Below are 11339 nucleotides of genomic sequence, written 5' to 3'. Positions count from 1 at the left end.
TGCAAAAGCACTGTGAAGTTGAAAATTGTAAATCCTTGAATGAAAGCCAGGGGAATCCAGATCCAGGGATTGTCGTTCACAATCAGCCCCAGCGTAGCGCCTGCCAGTAATAGGTACTGCCAGCCAACGATCAGAAAATGCTTCCAGGGTTCGATTTTATGCAGGCGTTTCACGACGTCCTTGTCAAGAGCAGCCATGATCTGGTGCTTTACCGCAACGGCGTGTTGACTGTAATAACTGGCCATAATTGTCCGGAGAAGAACTAATCATAGGTCAGCGACTTGGCGACTTGGCGACTTAGACCTCAAAATTCATGGTTTTGACACCTGCATGGATTTGTCGTATGGCTCGTTCCGTGTCTCCTTGAGCGGTGACGAGAATCATTCTTGACCGCAAGGTGTCCTGGGATATTCGCAGAATCTGGACTCCCCGGCAGCTTTTCAGAATCTGCGCCGCAATCAATGGATGGCGCAATCCATCGCCAATCACAATGACTCTTCCCGTATGCTTTTGCGCAGCGATTCCTATTACTTCCGGTGATCTCAGGAGCCCATCGGAGGAAATTAACGTCCCTCGTTCTTCTGGATTTCTGGTATAAAGAATGCGAATCGGGATCCGCTTCCGCGCTGCATAACGCACTGCCAGAGGATGCAGAATCTTAGCGCCATACCGGCATAGTTGTTCAGCGTCTTCATAACTCAAGAAGGAAATGGTCTGAGCATCCGGCACCACATTCGGATCGGCGGTCATGAAGCCTGGCACATCCTTCCAGATTTGCAATTCGTCTACCTGGAGCCAGCCGGCAATCAAGGAAGCGGAAAAATCGGATCCTCCGCGACCAAGAGTGGTTGTCTGACCCGTTCTGGTTGCTCCAATGAAGCCTGGTAAAACAGGAATCCTTTTGTTGCGTAGCAGTGGAATCAATCTCTCGCGTGTCTGGTTCTTTGAAATCTCAACCTGTGGTCTTGCGCGGGAAAACCGGTCATCGGTGACGACTATTTCCCGTGAATCTACAAAGACTGCATCGACTCCGAGTTTTTGCAAAACCGCTGTGAGCAAGATACTGGAAAACACTTCTCCATAAGCCAGGATCTGGTCCCGCGTGCGCAGGGTTAATTCGTTCAGCGTGATTACACTTTCCAGACAAAGTTTTAGATCCCGGAGCCCCAACCCGATTTGTTGCCGAATCTGCTTTCCGAGCCGGAGACTATCGCAAAACTCGAAATGAGTAGAAGCAATACGTTCGAAGCCGTTTTGCAATTCTCTTTTGTTGCCTTGGGCAGCGTTGTCGGCGCACGCCGCGAGTTCATCGGTGATTCCCCGGATAGCTGAAGCCACAATCACAGTCTCCTGCGCAGCCTTTGTCTTCACAATGGAAATCGCCCGATGCCATGCAGTCAGGTCGGAGAAGGAAGTTCCGCCAAATTTCATTACGATCATGGTTTCCTCACACGCCGATCTGGCACGACCATTCGAGATCTTCGAGTTTCGTAATCGATGGATGTTCACTGCAAACAGGACATTTCGGATTCTTATGAAGCCTGTATGTCCGAACCGTGGATTGCAGCGCATCGTACAGCAATAAACGTCCAACGAGTGGATTGCCAATGCCGAGCAACCACTTGATCGCTTCGGTGGCCTGCAGCAAACCGATAATGCCAGGTAAGATGCCGAGCACTCCCGCATCCTGGCAAGAAGGCGCGAGCTCCGAGGGAGTCGGCTCCGGATACAAACATCGATAGCAGGGCCCCTCGCCCGGGACAAACAGCGATACTTGTCCTTCAAAACGAAAAACGCTTCCGTACACGTTTGGTTTTTTCAGCAGAACGCACGCATCATTCATTAAGTAGCGGGTGACAAAATTGTCTGTGCCATCAATCACGAGATCGTAGTCTTTCAAAATATCCGCCGCATTCGTTGCTGTGATCCTTTCTGCATGTGTGCGAATCTGGATTGCGGGATTTTGCGCGAGCAAAGATTCTTTCGCGGAGTCCACTTTCAGGCGTCCCACATTGCTCGTTGGATGCAAAACCTGCCGCTGCAAGTTGCTCTCCTCTACGCGATCATCATCTACAATTCCGAGCGTTCCAACTCCGGCAGCAGCAAGATACAGCGCAGATGGGCATCCCAGTCCGCCCGCTCCGATCAACAACACTTTGCTTCTCAGCAGTTTGAGCTGGCCTTTCTCGCCAATTTCAGGAATGATGAGATGGCGTTGATAACGCAACCGCTGGTTCTCTGAAAGCGTATCGGGAATCACCACATCAAATGCTTTTTCCTTCCATCGTTGAAACCCACCGGCCATGGATCTGACATTCCTGTAGCCAAGCTCTTGCAGATTGTGAGCTGCAAATAAGGAGCGGCTTCCGCCGGCGCAATAAAGGATGACTTCCTGATCGCGGTCCGGCACAGCCTCTTCTATCCGTAATTCCAGGAATCCACGCGGAATAAAAGCTGCGCCGGGGAGATGGCCTTGCCTGAACTCATCCGCTTCCCTGACGTCGATCACCCTGGCTCCCTTGTTTATTTTTGATTGAACTTCTTCAGGCGATAGTTCTTCAATCTGACCGCGCAAATTTGCAAGCAAACCTTTTGCCGTAATGCTCATGTTCTACCTCCTTCAATTACTTAGCCGCCAGCAATTGCGGGAAGAATCGTGACCGTATCATTGGATTGAACGGGCGTATCCAGATCCTGAAGAAACCGGATGTCTTCTTCATTCACGTAAATATTGATGAATGGTTTCAGGTCTCCATCTTCTGCATACAGATTTTGAGTGAAACCCCGGAACTGTGTTTCCAGGTCACGCAAAATTTCTCGCACGCTTGCACCCTGCGCAGCGACCTGATCCTTTCCCGCAGTGTGTTTCCGAAGCACAGTAGGAATTAAAACTGCTACTGCCATGCTTCACCTCCTTGTTCATAAGTGCGTTGAAAATCTTGAAATGTTGGTTTGATGGTTGCTGTAATTTTTACGGATCCCGTGATGGCATCCTGTGTTTTCAACCCGTTTCCTGTGATGCTCAAAACGATCGATTCGTCCGGCGGAATTTTTCCTGAGCGAATGAGTTTTTCGGCTGCGGCAATCATCACTCCGCCCGCGGTTTCCGTGAAAATTCCTTCGGTGGTTGCCAGCAGGCGGATACCCGCAACAATTTCATCGTCTGTTGCGCTCTCTCCGGTTCCGCCACTCTGGCGCATGACTCGGGCCGCGTAAATTCCGTCCGCGGGGTTGCCGATGGCGAGAGATTTTGCAATCGTATTCGGTTTTACAGGACGCAATCGGTCCAGTCCTTGTTTCACCATGTTGACAATCGGCGCGCAGCCCTCGGCCTGGGCTCCGTAGATCCTGCACGGGGACTGTTCAATCAGACCCAGCTTTTGAAATTCCTGAACCGCTTTCTGGATTTTTGTAATTAGTGATCCGCCTGCCATCGGCACAATGATGTGCTGCGGCGTTTTCCAACCGAGTTGCTCCAGAATTTCAAATCCGTAAGTTTTGGATCCTTCCGCGTAGTAAGGGCGCAAGTTCACATTCACGAATCCCCATTGATATCGCTCGGCAATTTGAGTGCAGAGCCTGTTCACTTCATCGTAATTACCCGTGACCGCGATCAGATTTGCGCCGTAAATAAGCGTCCCGGTGATTTTTGCCGGCTCCAGATCGGAAGGAATCAGGATGCAAGTTTTCAGCCGGCACGCCGCCGCCTGCGCGGCAACCGCGTTCGCAAGATTTCCGGTGGAAGCGCATCCAACAACTTTGAAACCGAAATCGATTGCTTTCGCAATGGCAACAGAAACGACCCGGTCTTTAAAGGAAAGGGAAGGAAAATTGACTGCATCATTTTTTATATAGAGTTCTTGAACACCCCAGTGTTTCGCTAAATTGTTCGCGACAACGAGCGGAGTAAATCCTATAGATGCACCCGGAGCCGGAACATTCGTTATGGGCAAGAGCTCACGATAACGCCACATGTTCTTCGCCCGTTGCGCGATTTTCTCGCGCGTCAAAATGCCCGCGAGCTGCGAATAATCAACGTTGAATTCCAAAGGACCAAAACACTCTTCGCACATGGCTGCAGGTTGCGCGGAATAAGCTTTTCCGCACTCCCTGCACTTGAGGTCCTCAGCCATATTCGTTCCTCCTACCATCAAAAATAAGTCGAAAATAAAAAAGCCCAACCCGGCAAGTTGCTTGCCGGATTGGGCCCTATGAATTAGTGCTTAACCCAGGAACCTTGCCAGGATTTCTGTTAGAGGCAGCAACAACACGCAAATCCGGAGCTCCATTTCTCCGGCGTGCGCATTATCATGCGTTGACAGAAAACCTGTTGGTTCATATGCATGAATATATGAACATATTAGATCCGGCTTTGTCAACCGTAGGCGCGCGGAATACTATGCTATTTGTGCGTTGCTCGGGTTTCCCCTCCTTATGAAGGAGGGGATTGAAGGGGAGGTTTGGAAGGAATCCTACGGACAAACCCCCTCTTCATCTCCCCCTTTATAAGGGGGAGAAATATAGCACGATCCCGCATTTGCGTTCTCAGTTGCGTACGTAAGAAAATAAAGGGATAATTTTGCATTTCCGTTCTGATGACTTATGGCTGATTTAGTTGTATTAAGCGTTCGAGAAGCGAATCTGCTGCGCAAGCGCCTTCAGCATTTACTGGATTTGCGCGATGAATTGCTGAAGCATCCTGATGAGGAAACGGTTCACGATCTCCGTGTTTCCTCCCGGCGCGCTCGTGAAGTACTCGATTATCTGGAGGTTACTTTGCCGCAAAATTCCTACCGGAGATTGCGGCGTCCTGCGAAGAAAATTACCAGTCGCCTGGGTGAGCTCCGCGAGACTGAAGTAAATCAAAAGCTCACGGAAAAACTCCAGGTCGAAGAATTGATTCCCCCTCTTGCCGCCGAGCTTCTTGTTCATTCGCTCGATAACAGGAAGCGAAAGCTGCAGCAGAAAGTCAACAAACAAATGAAGGCGGGAAGATTTACTCCCTATGAGAAATTTTTAGAGCGCTTGAAAGGATCCCGGATGGCAATTCCCGCGAGCCAGGAAGTTCTTCAACGAAGAGCGGAGGACTTTTACAACTTTACTCTATCGGAACAGATGAATGATGAACAGCTCCACGAGCTGCGAATTCTGACAAAGAAATTCCGGTATGCGCTGGAAATCCACAATCGCTTGCGCCATCGGGGAATCGGCCATTTCATTTTGCGAATCAAACGATTGCAAGAACTTTTAGGTGAGATCCACGATTTGTTCGTATTTGTGAATTTGATTCAGGAAGAGGCTCGGAAGTGGAACGATCCACGCTTAACTTTGATTCCTGAGGCACTGCAAAATGCCATCCAGGTCGTAACCGCTCGAAAAGTGAAGCTATATCCGCGCGTAAGAGTTTTGCTGCAAAAAATCCTGGACAACACTCCTGAAGATATCCGTCCCATGCCAAGAAAAGTCGTGCAGGCAGCCGATGCTCCCGCGCCGGAAATCGAAGAAATGCCCCAGGAGGAACCGGTTGGCCAGAAAATCTCCTGACTTCTCGAGAATTTACACATCTGTTTTCTAGAATTTTACTGGGCGTAACCTTTCAGATGCAAAGCCCGAGTACTATGTTGTATGGAGATGAAATTCTTAGAAGTAAGACATGAATGGATAGCCCCCGATATCGGATGCGTCTATCTTTCCGGACGCCTCGACATACCGGGCGTTCAGGAAGTCCACCTGAAATTTACAGTTTTTACCGCGACTCAAAGAAAACCCGTGATCATTGACCTGTCCGATGTCACACTCATTACATCGATTGGTATCGGAATGCTGATCTCGGGCGCCAAAGCCCTGAAAACGCATGGTGTTCCCATGATCCTTTTGAATCCTCAACCCAACGTAAGGAAGGTTCTGGAGATGGCCTGCGTGCATGAGATTTTGCCGATCGAACAGGATCTCAATGCTGCATTAACTCGTATTCAACAGAGTTAGTCGAGCTCTTTCCTCAGAGATGGCCGCGGGAAAAAAAATCGTTATGATACGATAATACTATGAAATTAGCAGCAATTGATATCGGAACCAACTCCATTCATATGGTGATTGTGCGCGTGGAACAGCACAGGATTTTTGAAATCATCGATCGTGAGAAAGAAATGGTCTTTCTGGGGAAAGGGAGCCTTCTAAAAAGACGTTTACCTCAAGAAAATATTGATCGCGGGCTCGCGGCTCTGAAAGCGTTCAAGTCCATTGCGGACACGCATCACGTGGATGAAATCATCACAACTGCCACCAGTGCTGTGCGGGAGGCGCAGAATGGGCGGGAATTTATGGAGCTGGTCAAGAAAGAAACAGGTATCGAGATCCGTTTACTTTCCGGCAAAGAAGAAGCGCGAATGATCACACTGGCTGTTCGCGATGTGATCGATTTGAAAGATCAGCGAGCTTTAATCATTGATATCGGCGGCGGAAGCATGGAGCTGATCGTAGCGGATGCCCGGCATATCTATTTCGCTGAATCGATGAAAGCCGGCGTGATCCGTCTTCAGGAACGCTTCATGAAGCAGGATCCGCCTTCTCCCAAAGAGGTCAAGTCCTTGCAGAAATGGCTGAGTCGCAGACTCAATCCTTTGAGCCGTAAAATTCAGGATCTGAATCCAGATATTTTCATCGGAACTTCGGGCACTATTCTGCATTTCGGAGAATTGGCCCGGGCGGCGCGAAAAAACGGCAAAGGAAAGAATATTCTTACCATCAATGAGCTGGAAGAGGTCAATGAGAAGTTGCAGAAAACGACTGTGGAAGAACGGCTGAAAATGGCCGGACTGGATAAGAAAAGGGCCGAACAAGCGGTCGGCGGCGGGGTCTTGATTGAAATGGTGATGGAGCGATGCCGCGCAAACGAACTAATTCTGTGTGATCGCGCATTAAGGGAAGGATTGATTTCAGATTATTTGATTCGCAAAGTGCCCACCGAGCCGGCAAAAGTGCAGGCACGGGAGTTGCGAAGCAAGAGTGTTTTGAATCTGCTGAACCGCTGGGACATCGATCGCAAACACGCCGACCATACGTCGCGATTGGCCCTGCAGCTCTTCGATGCAATTTCTCCCTTCCATCCTTATGGCGCGGCGGAACGGGAGCTGCTCGAATATGCGTCTCTTTTGCATGATATCGGTCGCGTCATTTCTTATCCGGCGCATCACAAACACGGCTGGTACATCATTCATCATGCAAATCTGATCGGTTTCCAACCTCATGAGATCGATATGATCGCATCCACGATTGCGTACCATCGCGGCAAAAAACCGAAAAAGAAAGACAACTATCTCGCTCAACTCAATAAAAAGGAGCGCAGAGTCGTTAAATTCTTAACCGGAATTTTGCGTGTGGTGGACGGTATGGATCGCCAGCACAATCAAGTGATCACTCAAATTGTAGCGAAGAAAGAAAGCCCCAAACATCTCTCCGTTTCCATCTTGGCGGAAGAGCCTGCGCTCATTCCGCTTCGCGCCGCCATGGAGCGGGCCGGACTGCTTCAAAAAACGCTCAAACTGAAACAAATCGATTTTCACGTGGAGAGCAGCGAAGCTGCCATTCGCGCGACCGCAAGCTGACGCCAGTTTGTAGTAGCGACTTTAGTCGCTATGATGGTAGCGAATGAATTCGCTACTACAAACCCTCAAAGAGAAACCGGTTTGGGGGCTCCTCCTGATCGAGCTTCTTTTTTTCTTCAGGCCTGTTTTTTTCGGAGAAGTTTTCTACTACCGGGATCTTCATTCACACTTTCTTCCAAAAAGAGAATTGGTCGCAGAATACCTTTCAGAGCTGGAATTGCCGCTATGGGATCCGTATTTACAGGGAGGAAAACCGCTGTTGGGAAATCCAAACAACATGGCGCTGTATCCTTCCAACCTGCTTTATTTATTTTTCTCCGGTCCCAGAGCGCTCACGATCGAAATCATTTTGCATCATCTTATGGCCATGCTGGCTGTTTACATTTTTTGCAGAACGTTGTCGCTGCGTCAGCCATCGAGCTTTATTGCGGCTGTGATCTATGGTTTTTCCGGATATATGCTGTCCGCGATCAACCTTCTGAACTGGTTTATCGCCCTGTCATATCTGCCGGTTTTATTCTGTTTCTGGCATCTATATCTGCTGCATGGAAAACGGAAATGGTGGCTCTGCTCCGTTTTTGCAGCATCCTTTCAAATGCTGGCTGGCGCTCCGGAATTATCGATGATTACATTTATCACCTTGCTCGGTTGGAGTTGTTTTTACCGGTATCCAGCCGGCATTGGGAGAATTTTCCTGAAATGGGCTGCACTCTTTTTTCTCACAATTGCGCTCTGCGCGATTCAAATTCTTCCCGCTCTGGAACTCAGCCGGTTCACAGTTCGAGCCACAGGCTTCGGTTTCGATTCCACCATGGCGTGGTCGCTACATCCTTATCGCATATTCGAATTTATCTTTCCAGGAATGCTGGGGAAATACGACTCGATCTCTCCAACCTCTTATTGGGGACAAAATCTGGAAGGAGAACTTCCTTTCATCCTGAGCGTTTATTTCGGTCTCACGAGTCTGGCGCTGGCCGTTGCCGGAACGTTCTTGAACCAAAAAAGAAAAGACTTTCCGCGATCTTTGCGATTGTTTCTCTTTACTTTGATACTGGTATGCATTCTTCTTGCGCTCGGGCGTTATCTTCCAGGGCTCTCCTGGATTTTTGATTTTTTCTCCTTCAGGTCCCCCTTCCGTTTTCCGGTAAAACTGTTAACCGTAGTGCTCCTGCCTTTGAGCTTGCTTACGGCGATTGGTTCCGAAATTCTTTTTACGGATCAAAACAAAATTTCAAAAACCATCACTGTTATTTTTTGGGCAATCGAAATCGTTCTTCTGTTTATGGTGATCTTTGTATTTGTGTGGGCAGATCCAATCAGCAAAACGGTTTTCAACCAAACTCTGAACCCGCAAATAAAAAGGGGAATAGCGAATGCAGTCCTACACTGCTTTTACCTCTGGACGCTGGCCTGTATCTGTATCGCCTATATAAGAAAGTATCGCTGGGCGCATGCCGCCGTTGCGATGACTCTGCTTCTGGATCTGTTAGTCTCTGGAATTTCCATCAATATGTCTGCCCCTGCGGAGCTGTTGACGAACACGCCAAAACTGGCCACTCTAGTGAAGGGCAAAATAAACGAGGGTAAGCTTTACCGTTCGAGTAAAGTTGACCTTTCCCGCTTGCGCACTCCGTCCGAGGATGTTTTCTGGCGATTTTGGGTTCGCCAGGAAATGCTAGTAAGCTATCTGCCTTCCAAGTATGAAATCCCGGTTATTTTTCATGATGATCTGGATGGGTCCGCCCTGGTTGAATTGAATTACATGAGATTGGTGCTGGATTCACTGCCCTGGCCCCGGAAATTGAAGATATTATCAGCATCGGGAGTAACTCTCATTCTTAACGATGAAATGCTTAACGATGAAATGGTGAACGATGAGGGCGTTTCTCTAATCACAAAAATTCTCAGTCTCCATGGCTCGCCGCTCTATCTTTACGCCAACAAAGACGCTTTAACTCCGCTCACATTCGTGTCCCGTTCCATGGTTGCGAATTCGTTTCCGGAAGCTCTGCAATTGATGACAAAGCCGGAATACAATCCCGTGGAATGTGTGGTTCTTGTGAAGAACGGGAAGAAGTTGGAGGATGATTGTTCCCAATTCCGCATCCTACAGCAGGAGCGCCGCAAGCAGAAACAGAATTACATTGTGGAGGCGAGGTGCGACGGCTATCTGGTCTTCACGGATGTCCACTATCCCGGTTGGCGAATTTTGATGAATGGTAAAGAAGTGTTGTTGAAAAAAGCGAACGCAATCTATTTTTCAATTGCGGTTCCAAAAGGAAGGCATCACATCAAAAAAGCATATCTCCCTGAATCTGTTCTGCGGGGAACGGCATGTTCCATAGCGACACTTGTGGTTCTTGTGGTCCTGGCGTTTAAGAGAAATTCGCGTTGAAGTTCTGCGGGATTTTTCCTTTCACATCAGCATAAAATGCTCGCAGTCTTTGAAAATCTTCTTCCGTGGATCCGGATGCTTCCAGAGGTTTACCGATCAGGACAATCTTTTTGGAATAATCAAAAGCAACAGGAATGATCGGAACACCGGCTCCTTTGGCGATTTGATAAAAACCTGTCTTCCAGCGATCGACTTTTTTTCTTGTTCCTTCCGGTGAAAGCCCTAACAGGAACTGTTCCTGACTTCGAAACAATTCGATCGTTTGTTCCACAATGCCCTGCGAAGAATTTCTTTCCACCGGAGTTCCACCGAGCCACCGGAAGAAGCGGTCAAAAGGTTTGCGAAAAAGAGTATGTTTTCCCAGCCAGTGAATTTTCAATTGAAGTTTTGATTTTGCGGCGATCCCAATGATGAAATCCCAATTCGAGGTGTGTGGAGCGGCGATCACTACTGCTTTGGGGAGGTCAGGGAAATTGCCTTCAATTTTCCAGCCGGACAGTTTCAAGATAACGGCGCCGGCCAGTCGCATTGCTGCGTTCGGCTGCGTGGGCAGCCGGTTTTCCTTCATGATTTCATCAATCGCAAAACTTGCGGTGAAAGATGCCAGATGAGTATCCCGGAACCTGCTGTGGTTGATTCGGTTTCAATCAGGCAAATAGCCCCTTTCTTGAATTCGATTTGTGCCCCTCCTGATAAAAAGGACGCTAGCTCGCTGCAATTCGGCTCATGCCCGCTCAATACGATGTTACCCGATTTTTTCAGCGAGCGAAGCCTGTTGCCGACCGACTCGGGTGAATGCCCGGGAGCAAGTTCCTGCATCGTCTCGATCTTCGCGCTGTAGGAAATGGCTCTGGCCAGAATTTCTGCTGTCTGGACCGCCCGAACAAGTGGACTCGAGTAAATAGCATCGATCTCCAGTTCAAGCCTCGCAAAGCCGGCTGCAGCATCCCGCATCTTTCTCCGCCCTTCTTCCGAGAGAGCCCGTTGGGAGTCCCCCCCTTTCGCCGAATCCTCTGCGATCGCGTGTCGAAGAATAAAAATTCTCATCTTTTCACCTCCTCAATAAAGTGCCATAGCAATGAGTAATGAGCAATGAGACCGCCTGCAATACTCGTCACTCATTACTCATCACTTTGGCACACAGAAAGAAAAGGATTGACTTCTCTTTTTTGGCTGTTTATACTACGAAATTGTCCCCAACAGGACTATGCGTTGGGGTTTTTGTCTGAAAAGACGAAGTTGTTCTTTGAAAAATGGACAGTGTAAACGATGAGTGAGGGCACTCAGAAAGTTTCTTTTTGACCCTTGTACAAGGGTCAGACTCGATTTTAACTGTCTTG

General features: G+C 48.7%; 11 protein-coding genes. 4 read left to right on the top strand and 7 right to left on the bottom strand.

Annotated features, from left to right (window positions below; translation table 11 throughout):
• The 5 genes from L0156_22795 to thrC all read right to left on the bottom strand — a co-directional run.
• Positions 1-245: hypothetical protein (locus L0156_22795; protein MCI0605825.1), on the bottom strand; the 245-nt coding region annotated here is incomplete at its 3' end.
• 52 nt (positions 246-297) lie between these two features.
• The gene (locus tag L0156_22790; GenBank protein ID MCI0605824.1) at positions 298-1440 is read right to left on the bottom strand and encodes an aspartate kinase; all 1143 of its coding nucleotides are present in this window, start codon (positions 1438-1440) and stop codon (positions 298-300) included.
• A 7-nt stretch (positions 1441-1447) separates the two neighbouring features.
• Positions 1448-2608 carry a molybdopterin-synthase adenylyltransferase MoeB gene (gene moeB, locus L0156_22785; GenBank protein MCI0605823.1) on the bottom strand — a complete coding sequence of 387 codons (1161 nt, stop codon included), beginning with the start codon at positions 2606-2608 and terminating at the stop codon, positions 1448-1450.
• A 20-nt stretch (positions 2609-2628) separates the two neighbouring features.
• Positions 2629-2904, bottom strand: a complete 276-nt coding sequence (locus L0156_22780; protein MCI0605822.1) for a MoaD/ThiS family protein — start codon at positions 2902-2904, stop codon at positions 2629-2631.
• Positions 2895-4133, bottom strand: coding sequence for a threonine synthase (gene thrC, locus L0156_22775; protein MCI0605821.1), 1239 nt, complete (start codon positions 4131-4133; stop codon positions 2895-2897). Before thrC ends, L0156_22780 begins: the two co-directional genes overlap by 10 nt.
• 469 nt (positions 4134-4602) lie before the next feature.
• Between thrC and L0156_22770 the strand changes: the two genes are divergently transcribed.
• From L0156_22770 to L0156_22755, 4 genes are all read left to right on the top strand, one after another.
• On the top strand, positions 4603-5544 hold the full coding sequence (locus L0156_22770) for a CHAD domain-containing protein (GenBank protein ID MCI0605820.1): 942 nt from the start codon (positions 4603-4605) through the stop codon (positions 5542-5544).
• Positions 5545-5631: 87 nt separating this feature from the next.
• Positions 5632-5985 (top strand): STAS domain-containing protein, encoded by a 354-nt coding sequence (locus L0156_22765; protein MCI0605819.1) that lies wholly within the window; start codon positions 5632-5634, stop codon positions 5983-5985.
• Positions 5986-6044: 59 nt separating this feature from the next.
• Positions 6045-7604 (top strand): Ppx/GppA family phosphatase, encoded by a 1560-nt coding sequence (locus L0156_22760; GenBank protein ID MCI0605818.1) that lies wholly within the window; start codon positions 6045-6047, stop codon positions 7602-7604.
• Between the two features lie 43 nt (positions 7605-7647).
• The gene (locus L0156_22755) at positions 7648-9999 is read left to right on the top strand and encodes a hypothetical protein (GenBank protein ID MCI0605817.1); all 2352 of its coding nucleotides are present in this window, start codon (positions 7648-7650) and stop codon (positions 9997-9999) included.
• On the opposite strand, the gene L0156_22750 is transcribed toward L0156_22755, so the two are convergent.
• Together L0156_22750 and sixA are read right to left on the bottom strand one after the other, a co-directional pair.
• Positions 9980-10567 (bottom strand): lysophospholipid acyltransferase family protein, encoded by a 588-nt coding sequence (locus L0156_22750; protein MCI0605816.1) that lies wholly within the window; start codon positions 10565-10567, stop codon positions 9980-9982. The two genes, L0156_22755 and L0156_22750, sit on opposite strands and share 20 nt — an antisense overlap.
• Positions 10564-11046, bottom strand: coding sequence for a phosphohistidine phosphatase SixA (sixA, locus tag L0156_22745; GenBank protein ID MCI0605815.1), 483 nt, complete (start codon positions 11044-11046; stop codon positions 10564-10566). Before sixA ends, L0156_22750 begins: the two co-directional genes overlap by 4 nt.
• Positions 11047-11339: the final 293 nt, after the last annotated feature.

The sequence above is a fragment of the bacterium genome (assembly GCA_022616075.1).
Taxonomy (GTDB): Bacteria; Acidobacteriota; HRBIN11; order JAKEFK01; family JAKEFK01; genus JAKEFK01.
This window is presented reverse-complemented; position numbering and strand designations above follow the sequence as displayed.